The sequence below is a fragment of the Rhodococcus rhodochrous genome (genome assembly GCF_014854695.1).
GTDB lineage: Bacteria > Actinomycetota > Actinomycetes > Mycobacteriales > Mycobacteriaceae > Rhodococcus.
The window spans coordinates 2,306,308-2,330,967 of record NZ_CP027557.1 but is presented as its reverse complement, the minus strand read 5'-3'; the positions used below and the strand labels follow the sequence as shown (position 1 = coordinate 2,330,967).

The 24,660-nt window shown below is 69.0% G+C and carries 26 protein-coding genes; 13 read left to right on the top strand and 13 right to left on the bottom strand.

All coding sequences use genetic code 11. The features are described 5' to 3' along the window. Nucleotides 1-80: 80 nt before the first annotated feature. Both C6Y44_RS10975 and C6Y44_RS10970 read left to right on the top strand, forming a co-directional pair. Complete coding sequence (locus C6Y44_RS10975) at nt 81-746, top strand: potassium channel family protein (protein WP_060650900.1); 666 nt, start codon at nt 81-83, stop codon at nt 744-746. Nucleotides 747-771: 25 nt separating this feature from the next. After that, nucleotides 772-1,425, top strand: coding sequence for a potassium channel family protein (locus tag C6Y44_RS10970; protein ID WP_019289215.1), 654 nt, complete (start codon nt 772-774; stop codon nt 1,423-1,425). 40 nt (nt 1,426-1,465) lie between these two features. Here C6Y44_RS10970 and C6Y44_RS10965 read toward each other — a convergent pair whose 3' ends face one another. Continuing rightward, nucleotides 1,466-2,206 (bottom strand): DUF3159 domain-containing protein, encoded by a 741-nt coding sequence (locus C6Y44_RS10965; RefSeq protein ID WP_159418511.1) that lies wholly within the window; start codon nt 2,204-2,206, stop codon nt 1,466-1,468. Nucleotides 2,207-2,280: 74 nt separating this feature from the next. After that, entirely contained in the window at nt 2,281-2,655 is a 375-nt protein-coding gene (locus C6Y44_RS10960; RefSeq protein WP_016694463.1) for an OB-fold nucleic acid binding domain-containing protein, read from the bottom strand. Nucleotides 2,656-2,839: 184 nt separating this feature from the next. On the opposite strand from C6Y44_RS10960, the gene C6Y44_RS10955 reads away from it, so the two are divergent. Then, nucleotides 2,840-3,571, top strand: a complete 732-nt coding sequence (locus C6Y44_RS10955; RefSeq protein WP_192378839.1) for an alpha/beta fold hydrolase — start codon at nt 2,840-2,842, stop codon at nt 3,569-3,571. A 12-nt stretch (nt 3,572-3,583) separates the two neighbouring features. Here the strand turns inward: C6Y44_RS10955 and C6Y44_RS10950 are convergent, their stop codons facing one another. Next, nucleotides 3,584-4,456: a DUF3710 domain-containing protein gene (locus tag C6Y44_RS10950; RefSeq protein WP_159418513.1), complete on the bottom strand. Its 873-nt coding sequence runs from the start codon at nt 4,454-4,456 to the stop codon at nt 3,584-3,586. Nucleotide 4,457: 1 nt separating this feature from the next. Next, nucleotides 4,458-4,928, bottom strand: a complete 471-nt coding sequence (gene dut, locus C6Y44_RS10945; RefSeq protein ID WP_159418514.1) for a dUTP diphosphatase — start codon at nt 4,926-4,928, stop codon at nt 4,458-4,460. A gap of 126 nt (nt 4,929-5,054) precedes the next feature. On the opposite strand from dut, the gene C6Y44_RS10940 reads away from it, so the two are divergent. Next, nucleotides 5,055-5,507 (top strand): DUF3093 domain-containing protein, encoded by a 453-nt coding sequence (locus C6Y44_RS10940; protein WP_159419248.1) that lies wholly within the window; start codon nt 5,055-5,057, stop codon nt 5,505-5,507. 184 nt (nt 5,508-5,691) lie between these two features. On the opposite strand, the gene C6Y44_RS10935 is transcribed toward C6Y44_RS10940, so the two are convergent. After that, nucleotides 5,692-5,994: a DUF4193 domain-containing protein gene (locus C6Y44_RS10935; protein WP_006551346.1), complete on the bottom strand. Its 303-nt coding sequence runs from the start codon at nt 5,992-5,994 to the stop codon at nt 5,692-5,694. Between the two features lie 361 nt (nt 5,995-6,355). On the opposite strand from C6Y44_RS10935, the gene cei reads away from it, so the two are divergent. Continuing rightward, the gene (cei, locus tag C6Y44_RS10930; protein ID WP_159418515.1) at nt 6,356-7,039 is read left to right on the top strand and encodes an envelope integrity protein Cei; all 684 of its coding nucleotides are present in this window, start codon (nt 6,356-6,358) and stop codon (nt 7,037-7,039) included. 85 nt (nt 7,040-7,124) lie between these two features. On the opposite strand, the gene C6Y44_RS10925 is transcribed toward cei, so the two are convergent. After that, nucleotides 7,125-8,018 (bottom strand): inositol monophosphatase family protein, encoded by an 894-nt coding sequence (locus C6Y44_RS10925; RefSeq protein ID WP_159419249.1) that lies wholly within the window; start codon nt 8,016-8,018, stop codon nt 7,125-7,127. A gap of 101 nt (nt 8,019-8,119) precedes the next feature. On the opposite strand from C6Y44_RS10925, the gene ppgK reads away from it, so the two are divergent. Next, a complete protein-coding gene (gene ppgK / locus C6Y44_RS10920; RefSeq protein WP_060650906.1) occupies nt 8,120-8,905 on the top strand; it encodes a polyphosphate--glucose phosphotransferase in 786 nt (261 codons plus the stop codon). Between the two features lie 134 nt (nt 8,906-9,039). After that, on the top strand, nt 9,040-10,413 hold the full coding sequence (locus C6Y44_RS10915) for an RNA polymerase sigma factor (protein ID WP_060650907.1): 1,374 nt from the start codon (nt 9,040-9,042) through the stop codon (nt 10,411-10,413). A gap of 98 nt (nt 10,414-10,511) precedes the next feature. Here the strand turns inward: C6Y44_RS10915 and C6Y44_RS10910 are convergent, their stop codons facing one another. The 3 genes from C6Y44_RS10910 to C6Y44_RS10900 are packed head-to-tail and all read right to left on the bottom strand — an operon-like array spanning nt 10,512 to nt 12,609. Then, entirely contained in the window at nt 10,512-11,726 is a 1,215-nt protein-coding gene (locus C6Y44_RS10910) for a cation:proton antiporter (RefSeq protein WP_159418516.1), read from the bottom strand. A 9-nt stretch (nt 11,727-11,735) separates the two neighbouring features. Then, complete coding sequence (locus C6Y44_RS10905; RefSeq protein WP_159418517.1) at nt 11,736-12,218, bottom strand: cation:proton antiporter regulatory subunit; 483 nt, start codon at nt 12,216-12,218, stop codon at nt 11,736-11,738. A gap of 10 nt (nt 12,219-12,228) precedes the next feature. Then, the gene (locus C6Y44_RS10900) at nt 12,229-12,609 is read right to left on the bottom strand and encodes a DUF952 domain-containing protein (RefSeq protein WP_159418518.1); all 381 of its coding nucleotides are present in this window, start codon (nt 12,607-12,609) and stop codon (nt 12,229-12,231) included. Between the two features lie 258 nt (nt 12,610-12,867). On the opposite strand from C6Y44_RS10900, the gene C6Y44_RS10895 reads away from it, so the two are divergent. Next, complete coding sequence (locus tag C6Y44_RS10895) at nt 12,868-13,062, top strand: DUF7455 domain-containing protein (RefSeq protein ID WP_006551338.1); 195 nt, start codon at nt 12,868-12,870, stop codon at nt 13,060-13,062. A 75-nt stretch (nt 13,063-13,137) separates the two neighbouring features. On the opposite strand, the gene C6Y44_RS10890 is transcribed toward C6Y44_RS10895, so the two are convergent. Next, nucleotides 13,138-14,865 (bottom strand): DEAD/DEAH box helicase, encoded by a 1,728-nt coding sequence (locus C6Y44_RS10890; RefSeq protein WP_225623776.1) that lies wholly within the window; start codon nt 14,863-14,865, stop codon nt 13,138-13,140. Nucleotides 14,866-15,076: 211 nt separating this feature from the next. Here C6Y44_RS10890 and C6Y44_RS10885 point away from each other — a divergent pair, with 211 nt between their 5' ends. Beyond that, the gene (locus tag C6Y44_RS10885) at nt 15,077-16,411 is read left to right on the top strand and encodes a YihY/virulence factor BrkB family protein (RefSeq protein WP_159418519.1); all 1,335 of its coding nucleotides are present in this window, start codon (nt 15,077-15,079) and stop codon (nt 16,409-16,411) included. Here the strand turns inward: C6Y44_RS10885 and C6Y44_RS10880 are convergent. Then, nucleotides 16,384-16,620 (bottom strand): DUF3039 domain-containing protein, encoded by a 237-nt coding sequence (locus C6Y44_RS10880; protein WP_192378838.1) that lies wholly within the window; start codon nt 16,618-16,620, stop codon nt 16,384-16,386. The two genes, C6Y44_RS10885 and C6Y44_RS10880, sit on opposite strands and share 28 nt — an antisense overlap. Before the next feature lie 73 nt (nt 16,621-16,693). Between C6Y44_RS10880 and C6Y44_RS10875 the strand changes: the two genes are divergently transcribed. The 3 genes from C6Y44_RS10875 (at nt 16,694) to C6Y44_RS10865 (ending at nt 19,700) form a co-directional block, all read left to right on the top strand. Beyond that, the gene (locus C6Y44_RS10875; protein WP_006551334.1) at nt 16,694-17,053 is read left to right on the top strand and encodes a DUF3099 domain-containing protein; all 360 of its coding nucleotides are present in this window, start codon (nt 16,694-16,696) and stop codon (nt 17,051-17,053) included. A 37-nt stretch (nt 17,054-17,090) separates the two neighbouring features. Beyond that, nucleotides 17,091-18,569: a DUF7782 domain-containing protein gene (locus C6Y44_RS10870; protein ID WP_085468052.1), complete on the top strand. Its 1,479-nt coding sequence runs from the start codon at nt 17,091-17,093 to the stop codon at nt 18,567-18,569. A gap of 168 nt (nt 18,570-18,737) precedes the next feature. Further along, nucleotides 18,738-19,700: a sigma-70 family RNA polymerase sigma factor gene (locus C6Y44_RS10865; protein ID WP_016692730.1), complete on the top strand. Its 963-nt coding sequence runs from the start codon at nt 18,738-18,740 to the stop codon at nt 19,698-19,700. Between the two features lie 102 nt (nt 19,701-19,802). Here C6Y44_RS10865 and C6Y44_RS10860 read toward each other — a convergent pair whose 3' ends face one another. Continuing rightward, a complete protein-coding gene (locus C6Y44_RS10860) occupies nt 19,803-22,457 on the bottom strand; it encodes a bifunctional acetate--CoA ligase family protein/GNAT family N-acetyltransferase (protein ID WP_159419251.1) in 2,655 nt (884 codons plus the stop codon). Nucleotides 22,458-22,563: 106 nt separating this feature from the next. Next, a complete protein-coding gene (locus C6Y44_RS10855; RefSeq protein WP_159418520.1) occupies nt 22,564-23,835 on the bottom strand; it encodes an acetoin utilization protein AcuC in 1,272 nt (423 codons plus the stop codon). A 104-nt stretch (nt 23,836-23,939) separates the two neighbouring features. On the opposite strand from C6Y44_RS10855, the gene C6Y44_RS10850 reads away from it, so the two are divergent. Further along, nucleotides 23,940-24,626 (top strand): metal-dependent transcriptional regulator, encoded by a 687-nt coding sequence (locus tag C6Y44_RS10850; protein ID WP_016692727.1) that lies wholly within the window; start codon nt 23,940-23,942, stop codon nt 24,624-24,626. Nucleotides 24,627-24,660 lie beyond the last annotated feature (34 nt).

Below are 24,660 nucleotides of genomic sequence, written 5' to 3'. Positions count from 1 at the left end.
GATCGTCACGCGGTACCGTTCGGATCGGCGGTCCGCAGCGGTCCGTCTCGGAAAGACCGACCGGAACGGAGTCCACTCGGGTGTACGTGGTGGTGATGGGGTGCGGTCGGGTCGGTTCGGCGGTGGCCACCGCACTCGTCCGGCTCGGTCACGAAGTCGCGGTCATCGACCGCGACGCGAGCGCGTTCGGACGACTCGGCCCGGACTTCCCCGGGCACACCGTGCTCGGCATGGGCTTCGACCGCGACGTCCTGATCTCCGCCGGCATCGAACGTGCCGACGCCTTCGCAGCGGTCTCGTCCGGCGACAACTCGAACATCATCTCGACGCGCGTGGCCCGCGAGACCTTCGGCGTCGAACGCGTCGTCGCGAGGATTTACGACGCCAAGCGGGCCGCAGCGTACGAGCGACTCGGCATCCCCACCGTGGCGACCGTGCCGTGGACCACCGACCGTTTCCTGCATGCGCTCACGCACGACAGCGAGACCGCCCGCTGGCGCGATCCCACCGGATCCGTCGCCATCGCCGAGGTGAACGTGCACGAGGGGTGGGTCGGACGACGCGTCACCGACCTCGAGGAGGCCACGGGTTCGCGCGTCGCGTTCCTGATCCGGTTCGGCACCGGGTTGCTGCCCGACCGCAGGACGGTGCTGCAGGCCGACGACTCCGTCTACATCGCGGCCGTGTCGGGTTCGGTCTCGGAGGCGATCACACACGCCGAGAACCCGCCGGTCGACGAGAACTGACCCGTCCACCCGAGAGGAAGCCCACATGAAGGTGGCGATCGCCGGCGCCGGAGCGGTGGGGCGCTCGATAGCGCGGGAACTGCTGCGCAACGCCCACGAGGTGATGCTCATCGAACGCAAGCTCGACCACGTCGAACCCGAGTCCGTGCCGGACGCGACGTGGGTCCACGCCGACGCCTGCGAACTCAGCTCGCTCGAATCCACCGGACTCGAGCAGTACGACGTCGTGATCGCGGCGACGGGCGACGACAAGGCCAACCTGGTCCTCAGCCTGCTCGCGACCACCGAGTTCGGTGTTCCACGGGTCGTGGCCCGCGTCAACGATCCGCGCAACGAGTGGCTGTTCGACGAATCGTGGGGTGTGGACGTCGCGGTGTCCACACCGCGCATGCTCGCGGCGCTGGTCGAGGAGGCCGTCACCGTGGGCGATCTGGTGCGGCTGATGACGCTGCGCAAGGGCGCGAACCTGGTGGAGGTCACCCTGCGCGACACCACCGCCCTCGCCGGGAAACCGGTCCGGAAACTGGAACTGCCGCGCGATACGGCACTCGTGGCGATCCTGCGCGGCGGGCGGGCGATCGTCCCGCAGCCGGACGATCCGCTCGAAGGCGGGGACGAACTGCTGTTCGTCACGGCGGAGGACGTCGAGGACGATCTCCGGCAGGCGGTGAACCGCTAGTCGCGGAGTCTGTGTTGACTGGTCGCAGAGCCGGTGCCGACTAGTCGCGGAGCCGGTGCTGACCGGGGAGTTGAGGCTGCCCGTCGTGCGCCCCTTGCTCGTCGCGGGGCTTGTTCGACAGCCCGTCGTCCGCCGCCGGATCGTCGGCCGGCGCGTCGTCGGCCGTCTCCGCGGGCGCGGGTTCGACGATGCGGTCGGCACGCCGGACCGCCCAGAGGGTCACGAGCAGGGCCAGTGCGGTCAGCGGCCAGCCCATGCCGATCCGGGCCACCGCGAGCCAGCCGGTGCGGTCCTCGTCGTAGAGGTGGTTCTGCACGAGATAACGACCGAGGAAGACCAGGGTCCACGCGAGGGTCGCGACGTCGTAGGCGCGCACCGCGGTGGGATGCGAACGCCACCGCGATCCCTGGCCGTTGAGCATCCCCCAGATCACGCCCACGAGCGGTCTGCGGACGAGCACGGATAACAGGAATGCGCCCCCGTAGACCAGGCTGGCGTAGATCCCGAAGAGGAAGTATCCCTTCGCGTCGCCGGTGCGATGAGCGATGAAGGCACACAGGGCGACTCCGAAGAAGCCCGAGATCGCGGGCTGGATCGGGGTGCGCTGGATCAGGCGCCACACGAGCACCGCGAGGGCGACGCCCAGCGCGGACCAGATGGCGACGGTGAGGCCCCACAGGCTGTTGACGGGGACGAACACCAGCACCGGCAGCGTCGAATAGATCAACCCGCTGATCCCACCGAGTTGTTCGAGCATCGTCTGCTGGTTGGTGTCGCTCACTCCTACGAGCCTGCCACATCCAGGACAGGGCTACGACCCCGCGTGACCGGGGTTGCACCCCCGGCGCACACAGTTCAGGCGGGCTCGCGCAGCTCGTAGTAGGGGTTGTAGATCACCTTGCGTCCGTCGCGTTCGCCGACACGACCACGGACCGTCAACGTACGCCCGGGCTCGATTCCCGGGATGCGCCGACGACCGATCCACACGAGCTGGATCGAGTCGGTCCCGTCGAAGAACTCTGCCTCGACGACGGCGGCAGCGGCACGCGAACACGACTCGACACTGCGAAGACGTCCGTACATGGTCACTTCCTGACCGCGGGCGCATTCGACGACGGGTAGGGCGCCCGTGGAGTGCGAGGATTCGGCCATCTCCTCGGCATCGAGTTCTTCGATGTCCTCGGTGAGCCGCCGTGTGAGCCGACGCAGGTAGCCGGCCGGGGAAGCCATAACACGCTCCTGTACGGAAGGGGCACGGATCTTCGTGCCACCGGACTCTTCTTCGCCCGCCACTGTAGACCCATTCTCGCCGGATACAAGTTGCACGGTGCACACACGCGTGCAGCCGTCGTTCGTCCTGCTGTGCGGGCAGGTGAGCGTGGTCTCCGGAGGTCGATGGTGCAGGATCGTCCGCATGTCCCACAGCGAATCCCCGGTCCCCCCGACCGCCGGCACCGCGGTCGTGCTTCCCGGTACGGGTTCGGATGCATGTTTCGCCGAGAAGGCGTTCGGCGCCGAACTCCGACGGCGGGGTATCACCCCGATCGCCGTCGATCCGGATCCGCGCGGTGTGGTGGCGAGCTATCTCGCCGCGCTCGACGAGGCGGCCGGGAACGGGCAGATCCTCGTCGGTGGGGTGTCGATCGGTGCGGCCGTCGCGTTGAGATGGGCATTCGACAATCCGGGCCGGGTCGTCGGCGTCCTCGCTGCCCTACCTGCGTGGACCGGCGATCCGCGGGAGGCGCCGGCCGCCGCGAGCGCGCGGTGGACGGCCTCCGAACTGCGCGCTCACGGCCTCGATACGGTCACCGCTGCGATGGCGGCGTCGAGTCCGCCCTGGCTCGCCCGGGAGTTGACGCGCTCCTGGAGCGCCCAGTGGCCCGATCTCCCGTCCGCGCTGGACGAGGCCGCGCACTACCGGGCACTCGACGTCGACGAACTACGGTCCGTGGCCGTGCCGGTCGGTATTTCCGCCGCGGTGGACGACGCGGTCCATCCGCTCGCAGTGGGGCGGCAATGGGCGCGGGAGATCCCTCACGCGGAACTCGCGACGGTGACACTCGAACAGGTCGGGGACGACCCCTCCGTGCTCGGGAGGTTGTGCCTCGCCGCGCTCGACAGGATCGTCCCCGTCCCGAACCGATGATCGGTATCGGCCTCAGAAGCCGAGTTGCTGCATCGCCGAACCGGATTCGCCGCGGCGCGGCGGCGTCTGCCGGGTGGGCGGGACCTGCTGCGTCTGCTGGGTGGGCTGTGCCGCCGGGGCCGTCCGCGGAGCGGGTTGCGCCGGGGCCGCGCCCTGTTGTTGCTGCGCCGTGCCCTGCTGTTGCTGCTGCGCGGCCGCCTGCTGTTGCTGCTGCTGCGCCGCGACGAGCTGGCGGGTGAGCGCCTCGGGAAGCACGATCGGCAGCGGTGTACGGACCGGATGGGGCTCGGATCCGCGGCGGACGACGGTGCCGGAGATCACCGACCGTGCGATCCGAACGAGTTCGGAGTCGGCTCCGGCGTTCCCCGAGGGCGCCGCGACGACGCAGCGGATCATCCAGCGGAAGCCGTCGACACCGATGAACCGGAGATCCGCGTTCGCGGTCCTGCCGTGCAGTTCGCGACCCCACGGCCCCGATTCGATGCTGACCTCGGCCTTGTCGTTGCGCAGCGTCTCCGCGAGCTCGGCGGCGACCTCACGCCACTGTCCCGGCGACTTCGGTGCGGCGTACGCGGAGACCGTGATGCGCCCGAACTGGGTCACGAGGTGGACGTTCTGCGGCGTCCCGTTCGGAGCCATCTCGACCTGGATCTGACCACCGGCCGGGAGCGGTACGAGCACGGATCCGAGGTCGAGACGGGAGGCGGTCACCGTCTCCTCGTCGACCTCGTCGATGTCGTACGGGCCGGAATCGGCCGCACTTCCGGTGGCGTACTCGTCGTACTCCTCGTCGGCGGGCTCGTCGTACGCGCCGAGGTCGCCGGCGGATGCGGCGTCGGTCGCCTCGACGTTCGACCCGCGGTCCTTGCGGCGTCGTCCGAACATGTCAGGAACCCTCCTTCACGAGGCCGGCGTGCCCGCCGCTCGATCCGTATCCGCCGCTGCCCCGCGCCGTGTCGTCGAGCTCGTCCACTTCGACGAAATCGACGAGTTCGACACGCTGGACGAGCAGCTGCGCGATGCGGTCGCCTCGGCGGAGTTCGACGGCGCGCTCGGTGTCGTGGTTGATCAGACACACCTTGATCTCTCCACGGTAGCCCGCGTCGACCGTCCCGGGAGTGTTCACGACGGACAGGCCGAACTTGGCGGCGAGGCCCGAACGCGGGTGGATCAGGCCGACGGTGCCCACGGGCAGCGCGACGGCGATGCCGGTGCCGACGAGCGCCCGCTCCCCCGGGCCGAGGGTCACGTCGACCGACGTGCACAGGTCCACACCGGCGTCACCGGGGTGGGCACGAGTGGGCACGGGAAGGTCCGGATCGAGCCGGCGCAGCGGTATCGAGGGAAGATCGGTCACGTCGTCCGAGACTACTCGCGTGCCGGGTCGCTCCACCGAGGCGACTATCCTTACGGTGTGTCCCGTTCCTCGCGCACCTCACCGACTACCCCTCCGACGGCCGACGCTCCGACCTTCTCGGAGCGGATGTGGGTGCCGTGGTGGTGGTGGCCGATCGGGCTCGGTGTGGCCGCCCTGCTCGCGGCCGAGCTGCACATGGGCGCCCCGGGGATGTACGCGTGGCTTCCCTACGTCCTTCTGCTCCCGGTCCCGATCTGGGTCCTGACCTGGCTCTCACGCAGCCGGGTCGAGGTGGTCGGCGGCGAACTCGTCGTCGGTCGCGCGCATCTGCCCGTCGACGTGATCTCGCGGGGTGTGGTGGTTCCGGCGTCGGCCAAGAGTGCCGCGATGGGTCGCCAGCTCGATCCGGCGGCGTTCGTCCAGCACCGTCCCTGGGTGCGGACCATGGCGCTCGTCGTGCTCGACGACCCGGAGGATCCGACGCCCTACTGGCTGGTGAGCACGCGGCGGCCTGCCGAACTGCTCGCGGCGCTGGGCTGCGACGAGTCGGGCCGCAAGGACGATCCGACCCACAAGTAGGGCTGTTCGAACGGGCATCGGTCCCCGTATACGACAGGGCCCGTATACGACAGGGCCCCGGATGCCGGGAACAGCAGAGGCTGCCGCGGCGCCGGGGCACGCAGGAGGGAGACGCGGGTGACCACGGCGCACCGTCGTCACCCGGCCTCGTTCCGCACCTATGTCCTCACTCTGCCCTATGTCCTCACGCTGCGCAGTCCCGGCAGATCATGACACCGTTCTCCTCGCTCGCGAGTCTGCTCCGGTGATGCACCAGGAAACAGCTCGAGCAGGTGAACTCGTCGGCCTGCTTCGGGACGACACGCACCGACAGCTCTTCGCCGGACAGATCCGCCCCGGGCAGCTCGAAGGACTCGGCGGTGTCCGATTCGTCGACGTCCACCACAGCGGACTGGGCCTCGTTGCGCCGGGCCTTCAGTTCCTCGAGTGAATCCTCCGACACATCGTCGCTGTCGGTCCGCCGGGGTGCGTCGTAGTCAGTCGCCATTTCCTCTTACCTTCTAGTACTCGTACCGGTAGCCGGCCGGGACACGGACGGTGCTCCCGGCCAGGGCAACGCACGGCCGTCCGTTGGAGTTCCCGACGGGTGTGCCATTGCTGTGGCATACCCGAATTCACTCTGTTTTCGCGCCGCACCGCCCCTTCTTGGACGGTTCGGCCGCCGAACAATAGCCGACCTCACGCACGAATATGCAATCGATGCGTGGAAACGCCGGGAATTGTCTGGCAATCGTCATCAACAACACAACGACTCGTGACATTTCCTCGGGTCGGCGGTTCCACCGACCACGTCCGCGACCTCTACAGTGAGTGCGACGAACACGGCATGACACGAGAGGCAGGGCCGCGTGGTTTCCCTGATCACCGAAGGAAGCGCAACCGATGACCGCGGCCGCCCGTTCCGTCGGCGCCGGGTGGTCCCGGCCGCCGTGGCGGGTGCCGTCCTCGCCGCAGGCACCATCGTCGTGTGGTCCTCCGTGTTCACCTCGTCCGAGCCCGTCACGACCACCGTGGCGTGCAACGCTCCCCCGACCGAGGCCACCGACCCCGAAGGCCCGCAACCGGCTCCGCTCGGCGAGGTCGTGGACCGGTCGACGCTGCTCGAGATCGAACCCGCTCCCCTGACGGCCACCCGGGTGCGCGTCTACAACGCCAACGGCGAACGCGGCCAGGCCACGCACGTGGCCGCTCAGCTGAGCGATTACGGTTTCTCGAGCCCGCCCGACGTGCAGGCCGGCAACGATCCGGTCTACGTCGACCAGAACATGCAGTGCCAGGGGCAGATCCGCTTCGGCGAGGCCGGGCGCGCTGCTGCGTCCTCGGTGTGGTTGCTCGCCCCGTGCGCCGAGTTGGTGCAGGACACACGCGAGGACGACACCGTCGACCTCGCGCTGGGAACCTACTTCCGGGACATCTCCCCCGGGGCGGATGCCGAAGAGGTCCTGCGGGCACTACGCGAGGTCCCGGTGGGCGAGGAGACGGCTCCGCTCGACCTCGATCTGCTCACGGCCGCACGCAATGCCCGGTGCTGAATCTCTTTTCACAGACCGTGCATCCTGTTTTTCGTCACTGTTGCGGTAAAAGGTGACGAACGCAATTCATGATGTGACGAAACGGTCAATTCGGAATTGCGTCGAGCGCTCCGATTTCGCCGAGCAGAGTTTCGAAATCGGCCGCGATCCCCGGCGCGGCCGCGACCGTGAGTTCCCCGTCGTCCCCGGTGCCGCTCGGGACACGCACCACCGCACCGGCTTCCGCAGCGACGAGCGCCCCCGCCGCCCAGTCCCAGGGACCGAGTCCGTGTTCGTAGTGGGCGTCGACCCTGCCGGCCGCGACCATGCACAGGTCCAGGGCGGCCGCTCCGACACGCCGGATGTCGCGCACCCTCGGTAGCAGCGCCGCCACCAGCTCACCCTGACGTGCGCGTCGTGCCGGCGAGTACGAGAAGCCGGTCGCCACGAGCGCCAGTCGCGGATCCGTCACGGGATTGCATCGCAACGGCACCCGCGTGCCGTCGACGTCCAGATGGGCACCGAGACCCTCTGCCGCCGAGAACGTCTCCCCCGAGGCGATGTCGACGACGGCACCGGCCACCGAGCGTCCGTCGACCCGCGCGGCCACCGAGACCGCCGAGGCGGGGAGGCCGTAGACGAAGTTGACGGTGCCGTCGATGGGATCGACCACCCAGACGACTCCGCTCGCGGCAGTCGCCGTCCCGCCGTCGGCCCCGGTCTCCTCGCCGAGGAAGGCGTCGCCCGGCCGCAGTTCCGTGAGCCGGCGCCGGATGAGTTCCTCACTCTCGGTGTCGGCGGCGGTGACGGGATCGGTCACTGTCGATTTCGTCCCCACACGGACGGCCTCCCCCGAGCCCGGAGGACCGAACAGCTCGACCCGGCGTAAACGGACGTAGGACGCGGCCTCACGTGCGACGGTCACCGCCACATCCCTCAGCGCGGACAACTCGGATTCGGGGAGTGTTCTCTGTGCGTGCACGAACCGATCCGAACACAGTGCCGACGGTTTCGCCACCGACCCCGCACCCGGTGACACCGGGCATTATCGTTTCCACACGAGCGGAGCAGCCGGCCCCACCCAGCGAGAGGAAGTACGCAATGGCACAGGACGTCCCCACGGACCGAGCGACTCCCGTCAACCACGGATTCGGAGTCGACATCGGGGGAAGTGGCGTCAAGGGTGCCGTGGTGGATCTCGACACGGGCCGCCTGGTCGGCGACCGCATCAAGATCCTCACTCCGCAACCGTCCACTCCCGAGGCCGTGGCGAAGACGGTGGCGCAGATCGTCGAACAGGCCGGCTGGACGGGTCCCGTCGGCGTGACCCTGCCGAGCGTGGTCACCGGAGGCGTCGCCCGCACCGCCGCCAACATCGACAAGTCGTGGATCGGCACCGACGCCGGATCCCTCTTCTCGCGGGTGCTCGGCGGCCGGGACGTCTCGGTGCTCAACGACGCGGACGCCGCGGGAATCGCCGAGGACCGCTTCGGTGCCGCCAAGGACACCGACGGCGTGGTGATCCTCCTGACCTTCGGCACCGGGATCGGTTCGGCCGTGCTGCACAACGGTGTACTGCTGCCCAACACCGAGTTCGGGCACATGGAGGTCGACGGCAAGGAGGCCGAGCACCGCGCCGCCTCGTCGGTCAAGGAGCGCAACGACCTGTCGTACAAGCAGTGGGCCAAGGAGGTCTCCCGCGTCCTCACCCGCTTCGAGGATCTGCTCTGGCCCGACCTGTTCATCGCGGGCGGCGGCATCAGCCGCAAGCACGAGAAGTGGATCCCGCTCCTGACCAACCGCACCCCGGTGGTCCCCGCCGAACTGCGCAACGCGGCGGGAATCGTAGGGGCTGCTTACGCTGCGAAAACAGGTGTCACTCCCTGAGTCCGGCGCATCGGCCGCCCGAGGGATCGTTACAATGGTCCCCAGCAGGCCGGAACCGGCCCTCATCCCGACAGACCTCTCCGCCGGAATCACTCTGGCGCGACGCCGCACTACCTCGTCACGAAAGGGCGTACGTGGCAGCCACCGACATCCACACCGCTGATTCCGCCAACGAATCGGCACCCGTTGCGGACGCTTCGAGCGTCGCAGGCGCTGCGGACTCCGCGGAGGGTACCGCTCCCGGTGCCAAGCCGCCGGCGAAGAAGACCGCTGCGAAGAAGGCCCCCGCGAAGAAGGCAGCCGCCAAGAAGGCTCCTGCGAAGAAGGCAGCCGCCAAGAAGACCACCGCGAAGAAGGCAGCAAAGAAGGCCACGAAGGCTGCAGGTTCGGGCGACGAGGACTTCGACGCCACCGAGGAAGCGGACCTCGCAGACCTCGAGGTCTCGGAGGGTGATCTCGCCGGCGCCGAGGATGTGGTGGTCGAGGACGACGAGCCCAGCGAGAAGGACAAGGCCTCGGGCGACTTCGTCTGGGACGAGGAGGAGTCCGAGGCGCTGCGTCAGGCACGCAAGGACGCCGAGCTCACCGCCTCGGCCGACTCCGTGCGCGCCTACCTCAAGCAGATCGGCAAGGTCGCCCTCCTCAACGCCGAGGAGGAGGTGGAGCTCGCCAAGCGCATCGAGGCCGGTCTGTACGCGACCCACATGCTGCAGCAGCTGGCGGAGAAGGGCGAGAAGCTCCCCGTCGCCCAGCGCCGCGACCTGAACTGGATCTGCCGCGACGGCAACCGGGCCAAGAACCACCTGCTCGAGGCGAACCTCCGTCTCGTCGTCTCGCTCGCCAAGCGCTACACCGGCCGCGGCATGGCGTTCCTGGACCTGATCCAGGAAGGCAACCTCGGTCTGATCCGCGCGGTCGAGAAGTTCGACTACACCAAGGGTTACAAGTTCTCCACCTACGCGACCTGGTGGATCCGTCAGGCCATCACCCGTGCCATGGCCGACCAGGCCCGCACCATCCGTATCCCGGTGCACATGGTCGAGGTCATCAACAAGCTCGGTCGTATCCAGCGCGAGCTGCTCCAGGATCTGGGCCGCGAGCCCACGCCCGAGGAGCTCGCCAAGGAAATGGACATCACGCCGGAGAAGGTGCTGGAGATCCAGCAGTACGCGCGTGAGCCCATCTCCCTCGACCAGACGATCGGCGACGAGGGCGACAGCCAGCTCGGCGACTTCATCGAGGACTCCGAGGCCGTCGTGGCCGTCGACGCCGTCTCCTTCACCCTGCTGCAGGATCAGCTGCAGTCGGTGCTCGAGACCCTGTCCGAGCGCGAAGCGGGCGTCGTGCGTCTGCGCTTCGGCCTCACCGACGGCCAGCCGCGCACCCTCGACGAGATCGGTCAGGTCTACGGCGTGACGCGCGAGCGCATCCGCCAGATCGAGTCGAAGACCATGTCGAAGCTGCGCCACCCGTCGCGGTCGCAGGTGCTGCGCGACTACCTCGACTGACATCCGTCCCGAAGAACGAGGGCCATCCGATCGGGTGGCCCTCGTTCTTCGTTCCGGACCCCGGGGTCCGCAGAAGAAGGCCGCGAGAGAAGGGGCCGCTAGAGAAGCTCCGGTTCGTCTCCGGGAAGGCGCTGTCGCTCGTCGCCTCCGGGGAGTCGTGTGGATGCGAACCGCATCACCGGTTCGACGATCCGCGCGGCCACGGGACCGAGCACCGCGGTGATCATCACGTATGCCGAGGCGATCGCCGCGAGGCGACTGTCGACGTGACCGGAGGCCACGGCCAGTCCGGCGATCACGATGGAGAACTCTCCCCGGGCGATGAGTGCCGCGCCGGCGCGCGCCCGGCCCATCACAGCGATACCGTGACGGGCCGCCGCGATCCATCCGGTGACGAGCTTCGTCAGCGCGGTTAGCACGGCCAGCAGGATCGCCCAGCCGAGCACCGGCGGTATCGCCGTCGGATCGGTGTTGAGTCCGAAGAAGACGAAGAAGATGGCGGCGAACAGGTCGCGGAGCGGTTCGAGGACCCGGACCGCGTTGTGTGCCGTCGAACCGGAGATGGCGATGCCCAGCAGGAAGGCACCCACGGCCGCGGACACCTGTAGGGCCGACGCCATTCCCGCCACCAACAATGCCGCGCCGAGCAGCTTGAGCAACAGCGTTTCCCGATCGGGGCTGTCGAGCACGACCGAGACGTAGCGCCCGTATCGCACCACCAGCACCAACACCACGGTGACGAGACCGAGTGAGATCGCGACGGCTTCGAGGCCGCCGAGCAGACTCACGCCCGCCAGGATCGCAGTGAGGATCGGGAGGTAGACGGCCATCGCGAGATCCTCGAAGACGAGGATCGACAGGACGACCGGGGTCTCGCGGTTGCCGAGGCGCCCCAGATCGGCGAGGACCTTCGCCACGATCCCGGACGACGAGATGTAGGTGACACCCGCGAGCACGAAGGCGCCGATGGGTCCGAGACCCAGGATCAGCGCGACGGCGGCTCCCGGCACCGCGTTCAGGGCGAGGTCGAGCAGACCTGCCATCCGGGAGCGTCGCAGGCCGCTGATCAACTCGTTCGCGGTGTACTCGAGACCGAGCAGCAACAGCAGCAGGACCACGCCGATCTCGCTGGCGATGTGACTGAACGCCCCGATGTCGCCGAGCTGGATGAAGCCACCGTTGCCGAAGCACAGGCCGCCGATCAGATAGAACGGGAACGGCGACATGCCGATCCGCGCCGCGAGCCGTCCGAGGACGCCGAGTCCGAAGAACACCGCACCCAGTTCGATGAGTGCGAGTGTCGTCGTGTCCATTCTGCGGGATCAGCCGTTGCGCAGGATCCTGGCGACCGCGTCGAGACCGTCGGCCGTGCCGACCGCCACCAGGATGTCCCCACCCGTGAGAACGAAGTCGGGTGTCGGAGACGGCATGACCTGACCGGCACGCATCACGGCCACGACGGACACACCGGTGCGGGTGCGCAACGCGGTGTCGCCCAGTACCGCTCCGTCGAACCGGGAATCCTCGTTGACATGGAGCTGTCGGGTGAGGATTCCGGGCAGTTCGCGGTGGTCTTCACGCAACTGTGCGACGAGCTGTGGGGCACCGAGCAGATTGCTGAGCGTCGCCGCCTCCTCGACGGTGAGAGGCAGGGAAGCCGCACACGCGTCGGGGTCGCCCGCCTTCGAGATGATGAGGTCGCTGTGACCGTCCCGATGGGTGATCACCCCGATGCGGCGCCCGGAGGCCAGTTCGAAGTCCTTGCGTACACCGATCCCGGGAAGCGGCGTCACGTCGACGATCATGGTCGAAAGACTAGTCCTCCGGACCGACGGCGTCCGCTCGCTCCCGGTCCAGGGGCGGGAACCGACCGTCCGGTCCCGGCAGGTAGGGCGTCACCTCCACGACGGCGTCGACGGGCAGGGGCCCGTAGAGGTGAGGAAAGCGCATCGACTCCGGGTCCTCCGGTACGCCGGGTTCGAAACGGAGCGGGTCGACGAGGCGCGTCGGGTCGACGCGCAGCAGGAGGAGGTCCGTGCGGCCGACGTACAACCGGTCGGCGGGCAGGTGCACCTGGTGCGGGGTCGACAGGTGGACGAAACCCTGGGTCCCGAGGGAGTCCGGCACGACCGCCCCGAGGGGTCGGAAGCGGTCCCAATCGTCGCGGGAGATGATGTGCAGCAGGGTCTCGGTCATGGCGTCATTGTGCGTCGGACAGCCCGTCCGGGGCGTTCCCGGCCCCCTCGAGCTCTGCGCTGTGAGCGAACACACCGTGCGGAAAACGGCCATGTCGAAGCGTTTTCGCTGTTCGATGCGTGAAACACGCCACCATTGGGCATCCAGGGGAACAACACATGAATACGAATCGTCTGTCAGAGTAGATCCACCGCGCCGGCCGGTGCGGCGGACCAGACCCCGGCACCCGATATGAGCGGTGGCCAGTTTGGAGGAGTCATGCCCGGTACGTTGACCAGCCCGAAGTTGACCGCTGCAGATCGCTGCGATCGGTGCAATGCCGCCGCTCGTGTCCGCGCCGTCCTTCCGACCGGCGGAGAACTGTTGTTCTGCGGGCACCACGCGAACGAGCACACCGACCGCCTCCGTGAACTCGGAGCGACGATCGTGAGCGAGTCCGACGCCACCGTGTGATCCGCCGTCCGGAACCACGGTTCCGCGACCCGACCGAACGGGCGACCACCTCGAGGTGGTCGCCCGTTCTCGTCCTCACCAGCTGCGCAGGATCGCGATCCGGTCGCGCAGTTGCTCGGCGGTCGCCATCGCCGTCGGCGGACCACCGCACTGGCGACGCAGTTCGCCGTGGATCACCCCGTGCGGCTTCCTGGTCCGGTGGTGGACGACCGCGACGAGCGAGTTGAGTTCGCGACGGAGCTGGGCGAGGGTGTCGGCGGTCTCGACCCGCTCGGTCACCTGGGGCGGCGGCGTGGGTGCCGGTGCGGCCTTGGGCTTGTTCAGCTGCTGTTCCTGACGCTGACGCAGCAGCGCCCGCATCTGTTCCGCGTCGAGCAGACCAGGGAGCCCCAGATAGTCGGCCTCCTCGTCGGAGCCGGCGAATGTCGCGGTGCCGAACGAGGATCCGTCGTAGATGACCTGATCGAGTTCCGCGTCCGCCCCGAGCGAGTGGTAGGCCTTCTCGTCCTCGCCGGGCTCGTCCTTGCGCCGGTTCGCGTCGGCGAGCAGCTCGTCGTCGAAGCCCTCCTTGACCCGGTGCGGCTTGCCGAGGATGTGGTCGCGCTGCGCCTCGAGCTGGCTGGCGAGTTCGAGCAGCACCGGCACGGACGGCAGGAAGACGCTGGCGGTCTCCCCCTTGCGCCGCGACCGCACGAAGCGGCCGATCGCCTGCGCGAAGAACAACGGGGTCGAGGCGCTGGTCGCGTACACACCCACCGCGAGTCGCGGGACGTCGACGCCTTCGGACACCATTCGGACGGCGACCATCCACCTCTGGTTGCCCTCGCTGAACTGCGAGATGCGGTCGGACGCGGTGGGATCGTCCGAGAGCACGACGGTCGGCATCTCGCCGGTGATCGTCTCGAGGATCTTCGCGTACGCACGCGCGGTGGTCTGGTCGGTGGCGATGACGAGCCCACCGGCGTCCGGCATGCCGCCGGCACGCAGCTGCTGCAGACGGGTGTTCGCCGCCCCCAGCACCGCAGGAATCCAGTCGCCCTGGGGGTCGAGGGCCGTCCGCCACGCCCGGGCCGTCTGCTCGGCGCTGAGGGGCTCTCCCAGTCGAGCGGTGAACTCCTCTCCCGCACTCGTGCGCCAGCGCGCCTCGCCCGAGTACGCGAGGAACACGACGGGGCGCACGACGCCGTCGGCGAGTGCGTCGGCGTAGCCGTAGGCGTGGTCGGCCTTGGACTGCAGCAGACCGTCCTCGTTCGGCTCGTAGCTCACGAACGGGATCGCACTGTCGTCACTGCGGAAGGGCGTACCGGTCAGCGCCAGACGGCGGGTCGCGTCCCCGAACGCCTCGAGAATGCCCTCACCCCAGCTCTTCGCGTCGCCACCGTGGTGGATCTCGTCGAGGATCACCAGGGTGCGACGCGCCTCCGTGCGCACACGGTGCTTGAACGGGTGCGAGGCGACCTGCGCGTAGGTGACCACGACGCCCTGGTAGTCGCTCGACGTCTGCCCGGTGGAGTTCGTGAAGTTCGAGTCGAGCGCGATGCCGATGCGGGCCGCGGCACCCGCCCACTGGTGCTTGAGGTGCTCGGTGGGGGCGACCACCGTGATCTGGTCGACAGTCCGGTCGCGCAGCAACTCCGACGCCACCCGGAGGGCGAAGGTCGTCTTACCGGCACCGGGGGTCGCGACGGCGAGGAAGTCGCGCGGCTTCGTCGCGAGGTACTTGGTGAGGGCGCGGCGCTGCCAGGCACGCAGCTGGGCCACAGGGGCGGAGGTCGTAGCTTGTCCGACGGTTTCGGTGCTCACCGGTTTCTCGTGCTCCTTGTCCGCTTCGCTCGGGTCGGTGCCACCGCACTCGTCCGGGCGCCGACCGTCATGCAGCCTATCGTCTCGGAGCCCGCGAACCCGCCGAAGCCGCGGCGTCGGCGGGTTCTCCGAGGACTGCGTGGCAGAATTCGAGAGGCCCTCACCTGCCTGTGCGCGCACGCGAGCGTGTCTTCAGGAATTCTGGAAGTAGATGAACGACACACCACGATCCCCCGCCCAGGCACCCTCCGGCCGCGTTCGCCGCGCGGTCGGAAAGGGCTGGGAAGTCGTGACGCACACCCTGTCGTCGGCCTGGGACCACTCGATCTTCAGCAAGGCGGCGACCGCGGCCTTCTGGCAGACCCTCTCGCTGCCGCCCCTGGTGCTCGGTCTGCTCGGCAGTCTCGGTTACGTCGGTGGCTGGTTCGGTCCCGACACGGTGGAGATCATCACGTCGAAGACCGTCACCTTCCTCCGCTCGGTCTTCAGCGACAGCGTGGTCGACCAGATCATCGAGCCCACCGTCGAGGACGTCCTCCGTCGGGGTCGCGCCGACGTGATGTCGTTGGGCTTCGTGTTGTCGCTGTGGGCGGGATCGTCGGCGATCTCGACGTTCGTGGATTCGATCGTCGAAGCGCACCACCAGCAGGACCATCGCCACCCCGTGTGGCAGCGGATCTTCGGGCTGCTCCTCTACGTGGTCTTCCTGATCCTGGCGGTGTTCACGATGCCGCTCGTCGCGCTCGGACCCACCCTGATCGGCCGGTTGCTGCCCGACGCCTGGTTCGATGTCGGCTCACGGATCATCGACACCTTCTACTTCCCCGCAGTGGGCCTGCTCCTGCTCATCGGTCTGACGACCCTGTACAAGGTGGCGCTGCCGAAGTCACTGCCGTGGCACCGACTGCTCGGTGGCGCAGTGCTGGCCGGGGTGTTCTTCCTCGCGTCGAGCGTGATCCTGCGGTGGTACCTGACGTGGGTCGCGGCCACGGGCTACACCTACGGCGCGCTCGCCGCCCCGATCGCGTTCCTGCTGTTCACGTTCTTCCTGGGTTTCGCCGTGGTCCTCGGAGCGGAGTTCAACGCCACGGTGCAACAGTTCTGGCCGGCGCGCGCCACGCGTCTGGAGCAGTGGCGGATCTGGCTCGCGGAGCAGTCGGCCCGTGATCCGTCGCCCGACAGCGGGCCGGTGACGAACCTCACCCGCCGGTTGACGAGCTCCACGACCATCCGACTGTCGGACCTGATCCGGCCCGGGGATCGCCAACCCGAGTCGTGGCCGATCGACGGGAAACCCGCCGAGTCGGATGCGGCGCCGGACGACCGGCCTGCACCCCACGACGACACTGCCCCCCACGACCCTGCCTCGCACGACGACAAGGCCGGGGGATCCGAAGTTCCCCCGGCCCAGACCGAACTCCCGCCGGTGGAGGCAGTATCACCGTCTTCGCCGGCAGCAAGACCGTCGCCGGAATCACCCGACGCCGCGGCGGACGACGAGGTGTTCCACCAGGTGTCTCAGTCGCCCTTGCGCAAACCGTCGTAGACTTTCTTGCATTCGGGGCACACCGGCGAGCCGGGCTTCGGCGACCGGGTCACCGGAAAGACCTCACCGCACAGCGCGACCACATGGGTACCCATGACCGCACTCTCGGCGATCTTGTTCTTCTTCACGTAGTGGAAGAACTTCGGGGTGTCGTCGTCGGTCGTTTCGTCGGTGGTGGTATCCGACCGTTCCTTGATATCCGTGCTCACGTGTCCATGATGCCGCACGGAAGGGCCGGATGTGTATGTGCGTGCGACGGCCCGGCGTGGGAAGGTGGAAGACATGGCGAGAACTCACGGTTTCGGCGGATCCCCCGAGAACGGATCGCCCGACAACCCGGTTCTGATCACCGCGGCGGAGGCGTCGCTCGAGGATCAGCACCGAGCACGGGTTCGCAAGTACCTCACCATCATGTCGGTCCGCATCCCCGCCCTGCTGCTGGCGGCGATCGCGTACGGCGTATGGGCCAATCCCTGGATCTCGATGGCGATCATCGGGGTGTCGATCCCGCTGCCGTGGATCGCCGTCCTCATCGCCAACGACCGGCCGCCGCGCCGCAAGGACGAACCGAGCCGCTGGGACGGCCGCTTCGACGACGCCCCGGCGATCGAGTCGTCCCGACACCATGTGATCGACGGCTGAGAGGGACCCCCGACGGGGCGCTTGCGAGAATGTCGTGGTGGACCGCGACCTTCTCCTGTCTCTCTGCCCGGCTCTGCGCACCGCACTGATCCGGTGCCGCTACGACCTCGACACCGTGCGGGAACTGCTCGGACCCGAGGCGCACGCCGCCCTCGGACGCAGTGAACCCGTCCCCGCCCGGCGCATCGCGCGTGGTGCGGGCGATCTCGGCGTGCTCGTGCGACTGTTCCTCCTCCAGGACACCTGCCCCGAGGACGAGGTCGCGCAGGCTCTCGCTCCGGTGACGACGGAGCAGGCCGTGCAGGCGGGGCTCGTCGAACGCGACGGCGACGGCGTGCGGGCCGCTCTCGACCTGCGACCCCTCGACGCCGGGACCGGTAGCCGCTGGGTGCTGTCCGATCTCGACGGCTCGATCCGGCCCGTCCCGACCCGGCCAGATCACGTCCTCGGCGTCGGTCAGGCCTCCCTGTCGCTGCTGCAGGCCACCCCCACCGATCGGGTGGGTTCGGTGCTCGACCTCGGCACCGGTTGCGGGGTGCAGGCCATCCGCGCCGCGGACCACGCGGACGAGGTCACCGCGACCGACATCAATCCCCGTTGCCTGACCCTGGCCGCCGCGAGCGCCGCGCTGAACGAGATCGACATCGATCTTCTCGAAGGGTCGTGGTTCGAGCCGGTCGCCGGCCGGACCTTCGACCGCATCGTCGCGAACCCGCCGTTCGTGGTGAGCGCGGGACGCGTCGAGCACAGCTACCGCGACTCCGGTCTCGACCTCGACGGCGCCAGCCGGCTCATGATCTCGCAGGCCGCCGAGCACCTGAATCCCGGCGGCACCGCCGCGATGCTCGCGTCCTGGGTGCACGTCGAGGGTGAGGACTGGCGGGCGCGGGTCGCATCGTGGTTGCCGTCACACGGCGTCGACGCCTGGATCGTGCAGCGTGATGTGGCCGATCCCGCCCTGTACGTCGGGACGTGGCTGCGCGACGGCGACGCCGATCAGCGGGAGCCGGAGGTCGCGGTGCGCGCCGAGCAGTGGCTCGACCACTTCGAGGAGCACGGCGTCGAGGGCGTCGGGTTCGGGTTCGTCTACCTGCGCCGCACCGACCTGCCGTCCGACGTGATGGCCGAGGATCTGCGGCACGCGTTCACCGATGCGCTGGGTGACGAGGCGGTCGACTACTTCCGTCGCCTCGACTGGCTGCGTACGCACGAGGTGCTCGACGCCCGTTTCGCGGTGCGGCCCGATACGGCCCTCGAGCGGGTGCACCTGCCCGGCGAGGACGGGTGGGACCAGGTGGTCGTGCGGGTGCACCGCGGTGGCGGTCCGGCCTGGCAGCACGAGGTGGACGATCTCGCGGCCGCCCTGCTCGGCGGCATGCGCGCCGACGGTCTTCCGCTCGGGGATCTCGTGTCGCTGCTCGCGGCCGCGCACGGCGAGGACGAGGACGACCTCCTCACGCAATCGGTGGGCCTCGTGCACGGCTTGGTCCGGCACGGGTTGATCGAGCCCGTCTGACCCCCTTCGGGGCGTTACTGAGGTTCCACGATTCGGTTCTCTCAGCAACTTCTCAGGAGCTCATCGGGTTAGTGCAGGTCAGCGCGGTGGTACTCGGAGACGGACGGGAACTCCACCGCTTCGCCGGTCGTTGAACCCTGTGAGACACCACCGATGAGGAGGCACGTCATGGCACGCCCCGAAACCACCGCTCGCTTCGATTCCGACCTGGACGGTCAGAGCCCCGCAGCCGATCTCGTTCGCGTCTACCTGAACGGTATCGGACGGACTGCTCTGCTCACCGCAGCCGACGAGGTGGAATTGGCCAAGCGGATCGAGGCCGGCCTGTATGCCAAGCACCTGCTCGAGACGAAGAAGCGTCTGTCGGCGGCGAAGAAGCGCGACCTCGCGATCATCGTCCGCGAAGGACAGGCCGCTCGCAGCCACCTGCTCGAGGCGAACCTGCGCCTCGTCGTCTCGCTGGCGAAGCGTTACACCGGACGCGGTATGCCCCTGCTGGACCTCATCCAGGAGGGCAACCTCGGCCTGATCCGTGCGATGGAGAAGTTCGACTACGCGAAGGGCTTCAAGTTCTCGACCTACGCGACGTGGTGGATCCGTCAAGCCATCACCCGCGGCATGGCCGACCAGAGCCGCACGATCCGGCTCCCCGTCCACCTCGTCGAACAGGTCAACAAGCTCGCCCGCATCAAGCGTGAGCTGCACCAGCAGCTCGGCCGCGAGGCGACCGACGAGGAACTCGCCAACGAGTCGGGTATCCCCGTCGAGAAGATCGCCGACCTGCTCGACCACAGCCGCGACCCGGTGAGCCTCGACATGCCCGTCGGCAACGACGAGGAGGCCCCGCTGGGCGACTTCATCGAGGACGCCGAGGCGACGTCCGCCGAGACCGCCGTCATCGCCGGCCTCCTGCACAGCGACGTCCGCAGCGTCCTCGCGACGCTCGACGAGCGCGAACAGCAGGTCATCCGTCTGCGCTACGGACTCGACGACGGCCAGCCCCGCACACTCGATCAGATCGGCAAGCTCTTCGGGCTGTCCCGTGAGCGTGTCCGCCAGATCGAACGCGAAGTGATGGCCAAGCTCCGCGAAGGAGACCGCGCCGAGCGCCTTCGCGCCTACGCCAGCTGACCGGGCGCGTCAGCGGTATCCGATCCCCGAGAACCGGGCTGGGTTCTCGGGGATCGTTGCCGTTCGGGGTCTTTTCCGGCGGGCGGTCGGCCGGGGCTGCCGTCAGCGCAGACGACGCGGCCCGAGGTCGAGCGGGTGCGGTTCGGGCCCGATCCGCACGTGTGCGTCGGTGAGTTCGGCCCCCACCACCGAGGCCAGCACCGGTTCGCACACCAGTTCGCGCACCTCGGGCAGGTCGTCGGCGAGCGCCGAGATCCGCTGGACGAAGTCGACGAGTGCCGGCTTGTTCACCGGCGCGGCGTTGCGGTAGCCCGACAGCAGCGGCGCCGCCTTCGGCGCGTCGATCAGCTCGACCGCCTCGTCCTCCGTGAGCGGAAGAACACGGTAGGCCCGATCACCGAGCAGGTCGGAGATCACACCGGCGAGACCGAACGAGATGAGCGAACCGAACGACGGGTCGTCCTGCACCCGGATCGCGCAACCGATGCCCTTGTGGGCCATCCGCTGCACGTGCATCAACGGTTCCCCCGACACCGCGGCCAGGTCGCGATAGGCGATCCGCACCGAATCGGCGTCGACGAGATCGAGCCGGACCCCGCTCAGATCGGGCCGGTGCCGCCACTGCGCTCCGGTGGCCTTGACCGCCACGGGGAAGCCGATCTCGTCCGCCGCCGCGACCGCCTCCTCCTCGGTGGTGACGGCGCGGAAGTCCGCGACCTCGACTCCGTAGCAGGACAGCAGCAGGGCCGCCTCGGTGTCCGACAGGTAGCGACCCTCGGGAGTCGTCTCGAGCCAGCCGTCCACGAGCGCGCGGGCGCGCTCGGGATCGATGCCCGCCGGTCGCACGACCTGCGAGGGTGGACGACTGCGCCACTTCGCGTACCGCCACGCCCGCCCCAGGGCGAGCGCGGCTCGTTCCGGCCCGGGATAGGACGGCACTGATCCGCGCATCGGAGTGCCGTCCGGTCCGCGTACGGCCAGCACGTCGGGGATGCCCTCGGTCGCCAGGAAGGTGGTGACCACGGGCTTCTCCGACCCGGCGACGGCGTCGCGCAGGGCCTGGGCGTAGGGCTGGACGTCGACGGCGACCGGCGGGACGAAGACCGCGATCACCGAGTCGACGTCGGGTGAGTCGAGCGCCCGGGCGACGGCGTCGGCGAACTCCTCCGGCGACGCCTGCGCGCCGAGGTCCACCGCGTCCGGTGCCTGCAGGCCCTGTCCGCGGGCGGCGTCGACGGCGAGCAGGCCCAGGGCGGTGGAGTTGCCGACCACGGCGACGCGGGGACCGGCGGGCAGCGGCTGGTAGCCGAACAGCAGCGCGGAGTCGAAGAGCTGGCCGATGGACTCGACCTGGACGACGCCGGCCTGCTCGAACAGGTATCGCACGATGGTGTCGTCCATCTCCCCCGTCCGGGCGGCGAGCGCGGGGGGCACCGCGTGGCGGCCGCTCTTGACGGCGACGATCGGCTTGCTGCGCGCCACCCGCCGCGCGATGCGTGAGAACTTGCGCGGGTTGCCGAAGCTCTCCAGATACAGCAGCACCACTTCGGTGGCAGGATCGGTGTCCCAGTACTGGAGCAGGTCGTTGCCGGACAGGTCGGCGCGGTTACCGGCCGAGACGAAGGACGACAGTCCGACACCCGTCTTGGCGGCCTCGTCGAGGATCGCGATGCCGAGGGCGCCGGACTGGCAGAAGAAGCCGACGTTGCCGGACGCCGGGAGCACGGGCGCGAGAGTCGCGTTGAGCCGGATGGCGGGATCGTTGTTGGCGACACCGAGAGCATTCGGCCCGATGAGCCGCATACCGTGCGACCGAGCGGCCAGTGTGAGCCGCCGCTCGGCGTCGCGGCCCTCCGGTCCGGTCTCGCCGAAACCCGACGAGACGACGAGCAGCGCCTTGACGCCCTTGGCGAGGCAGTCGTCGAGCACCGAGTCGATCGATTCGGCGGGCACGGCGGCGACGGCGAGGTCGATCTCGTCGGGGATGTCGCGGACGGTCGGGTAGGCGCGGACACCCCGGACGGACCGGTGTTCGGCGTTGACCGGATAGACCGGCCCGGTGAACCCGCTGCGCAGCATGTTCACCAGCACGGCGTTGCCCACCTTGCGGCTGTCGGTGGAGGCACCGATGACGGCGACACTGCCGGGACCGAGGATGTTGCGCACGCTGCGCGCCTCGGCGGCGCGTTCGCGGGCGTTGCGGACCGAGACGAGGGCCTCGGTGGGGTCGATCGCGAACTCGAGCCGGACGACTCCCCCTTCGAAGCTGCGGCTGACCTGGTAGCCGGCCTCCCGGAAGACCGTGATCATGTGCCGGTTCTCGGCGAGGACCTCGGCGACGAAGGTGTGCAGTCCGTTCTCGGCGGCCGCGCCGGCGAGATGTTCGAGCAGGATCGGACCGAGACCGCGTCCCTGGTGGGCGTCGGCGACGGTGAAGGCCACCTCGGCGGAGAGGCCGTCGCCCTCGTGCGAGAGTCCCTCGTACCGCCCGACGGCGATGATCTCGTCGCCGAGCACCGCGACGAACGCCACTCGCGACTTGTGGTCGACGACCGTGAAGTTGAACAGGTCCTTCTTCGAGATCGTCGGGTACGGACCGAAGTACCGCAGATAGCGGGTGCGTTCGGACAGCTTGCCGTGGAAGGCGACGATCCCGTCGGCGTCCTCGGGGACGATCGGCCGCAGGTGCACGACACCACCGTCCGAGGCCAGCACGTCGGCGACCCAGTGCCGCGGATAGTCGCGGGCGCGCGCCAGCGCCGCCTCACGCGCGGGGTCGGTCTCCCCCGTCGTCCCGACGCCGTGTGCGGGTGCGGCGCCCGCCGCAGACGCGGTGTTCGGTGCCGCCGCGGGATTCTGCCGGTCAGTCACGGGGGTCCTCCGGGTCCAGGCCGAGCAGCGGGAAGGCCGCCCGCCTCGTGGCGATGATCGCCGAATCGATGCGGGTCAGTGCACGGTCCAGGGACGCGATTCCCGTCTCCGGGGTGCCGCCGGGACCGTCCCACGGCAGGTAGGAGACGTCGGAGCCCTCCCCCATGACGGTGGGCAATTCGACGCTCGGCGCGAGAGCGCCGACGCGCTCGCTCCAGTCCGCCGGGATCGGGGTGCTCAGGTCGATCTCGCGGTCCAGCGCTGCGGCGATCAGGTGGGTCCACGCGCGCGGCACCACTCGCACGAGACCGTAGCCGCCGCCGCCCACGGCGAGCCAACGGCCCTCACAGTAGCGATCGGCGAGATCGCGCATCGCGAGATACGACGCGCGCTGGCCGTCGACGGTCAGGGACAGGTCGGCCAAGGGATCTTCACGGTGGCTGTCGGCACCGCACTGACTGATGAGGATCTGGGGGCGGAACGCCGCGACCGCGCCCGGTACGACGGCGTGGAAGGCGCGCAACCACAGCGCGTCCACGGTGCCCGGCAGCACCGGCAGATTGATCGCGGTGCCCTCGGCCGGACCCGAACCGACCTCGCTGGACCACCCGGTGTTGGGCCACAGCGTCGCGGGATGCTGGTGCAGGGAGATGGTCAGGACGCGGGGATCGCCGAGGAAGGCGTGCTGCACGCCGTCGCCGTGGTGGGCGTCGACGTCGATGTAGGCGATGCGGTCGTAGCCGTGGTCGAGCAGCCACGAGATCGCGATGGCGGCGTCGTTGTAGACGCAGAATCCCGCGGCCCAGTCGGCCATCGCGTGATGCATGCCGCCCCCGATGCTCACCGCGCGGCGGGCCCGGCCGCTCGCGATCTCGCGTGCGGCGGCGAGGGTTCCTCCGGCGAGCGTCGCGCTGGCCTCGTGCATGCGGGGGAAGATCGGGTTGTCCTCGGTGCCGAGACCGTGGGGGGCGTCGGCCGGGGGTGCCGCTCCCTCGGGGGCGGAGCCCGCGCGCTTGACCGCGTCGACGTAGGACGAGGTGTGGATGCGCAGCAGATCGGTGTCGTCCGCAGGGGACGGGCGGACCGTCTCGACGCCTTCGAGGAGACCGAGACTGCGGGACAGCGCCATCGTGAGATCGAGACGCGTGGGATTCATCGGATGTGTCGGACCCCACCGGTAATCGAGGTAGTCGGGGCTCCACACCACTATCCGATCGCCGCTCAGCTGTGTCGTACCGCCCGCCGCGGTGGAGCTCGTGGTCATGGACACAGACGCTACTGGTCCACCCACGGACATGCGAGCCTCGGAGGGCGCCCCCACCGTCCTGTTCGCACGGTTAGAATCGGCCCAGACGAAGGGGTGTGAGAGTGAAGGACCTGGTCGATACAACGGAGATGTATCTCCGGACCATCTACGACTTGGAAGAGGAAGGCGTGGTGCCGTTGCGCGCGCGTATCGCCGAGCGCCTCGAACAGAGCGGACCGACGGTCAGCCAGACCGTGGCCCGCATGGAACGCGACGGCCTGCTCCGGGTCGCCGGCGACCGCCACCTGCAGCTCACCGAGAAGGGCCGCGATCTCGCGGTCTCGGTCATGCGCAAGCACCGGCTCGCGGAACGGCTTCTCGTGGACGTGATCGGTCTCGACTGGGAGAACGTGCACGCCGAGGCGTGCCGCTGGGAACACGTGATGAGCGAGGAGGTCGAGCGCCGTCTCGTGGAGGTGCTCAACAACCCGACCACCTCCCCCTACGGCAACCCCATTCCAGGACTGGCTCAGCTCGGCCTCGACCGCACGGCGGTCCTCGACGAGAAGCTGGTGCGGCTGACGGAGATCCCGCACGGCAAACCGACCGCGGTCGTGGTGCGCCGGCTCGCGGAGTACGTCCAGTCCGACCCCGAGGTCATCGCGCGGCTGCGTGAGGCCGGTGTGGTCCCCGACGCGCGGGTTACAGTCGAGACGCGACCGGGCTCGGTGTCCATCACCGTGGCCGGTCACGACAGCTTCGAGCTTTCCGACGAGATGGCCCACGCCGTGCAGGTGAAGCAGGTCTGATCCAGACCCCTTTTCGCATGTCCGGTACGGGCGT

Coding starts and splice junctions, on each gene's coding strand:
- C6Y44_RS10970 (WP_019289215.1), top strand. CDS start 772: ATGAAGGTGGCGATCGCCGGCGCCGGAGCGGTGGGGCGCTCGATAGCG.
- C6Y44_RS10960 (WP_016694463.1), bottom strand. CDS start 2,655: ATGGCTTCCCCGGCCGGCTACCTGCGTCGGCTCACACGGCGGCTCACC.
- C6Y44_RS10955 (WP_192378839.1), top strand. CDS start 2,840: ATGTCCCACAGCGAATCCCCGGTCCCCCCGACCGCCGGCACCGCGGTC.
- C6Y44_RS10950 (WP_159418513.1), bottom strand. CDS start 4,456: ATGTTCGGACGACGCCGCAAGGACCGCGGGTCGAACGTCGAGGCGACC.
- C6Y44_RS10940 (WP_159419248.1), top strand. CDS start 5,055: ATGTGGGTGCCGTGGTGGTGGTGGCCGATCGGGCTCGGTGTGGCCGCC.
- C6Y44_RS10935 (WP_006551346.1), bottom strand. CDS start 5,994: ATGGCGACTGACTACGACGCACCCCGGCGGACCGACAGCGACGATGTG.
- ppgK (WP_060650906.1), top strand. CDS start 8,120: ATGGCACAGGACGTCCCCACGGACCGAGCGACTCCCGTCAACCACGGA.
- C6Y44_RS10910 (WP_159418516.1), bottom strand. CDS start 11,726: ATGGACACGACGACACTCGCACTCATCGAACTGGGTGCGGTGTTCTTC.
- C6Y44_RS10905 (WP_159418517.1), bottom strand. CDS start 12,218: ATGATCGTCGACGTGACGCCGCTTCCCGGGATCGGTGTACGCAAGGAC.
- C6Y44_RS10900 (WP_159418518.1), bottom strand. CDS start 12,609: ATGACCGAGACCCTGCTGCACATCATCTCCCGCGACGATTGGGACCGC.
- C6Y44_RS10895 (WP_006551338.1), top strand. CDS start 12,868: ATGCCCGGTACGTTGACCAGCCCGAAGTTGACCGCTGCAGATCGCTGC.
- C6Y44_RS10885 (WP_159418519.1), top strand. CDS start 15,077: ATGAACGACACACCACGATCCCCCGCCCAGGCACCCTCCGGCCGCGTT.
- C6Y44_RS10875 (WP_006551334.1), top strand. CDS start 16,694: ATGGCGAGAACTCACGGTTTCGGCGGATCCCCCGAGAACGGATCGCCC.
- C6Y44_RS10865 (WP_016692730.1), top strand. CDS start 18,738: ATGGCACGCCCCGAAACCACCGCTCGCTTCGATTCCGACCTGGACGGT.
- C6Y44_RS10855 (WP_159418520.1), bottom strand. CDS start 23,835: ATGACCACGAGCTCCACCGCGGCGGGCGGTACGACACAGCTGAGCGGC.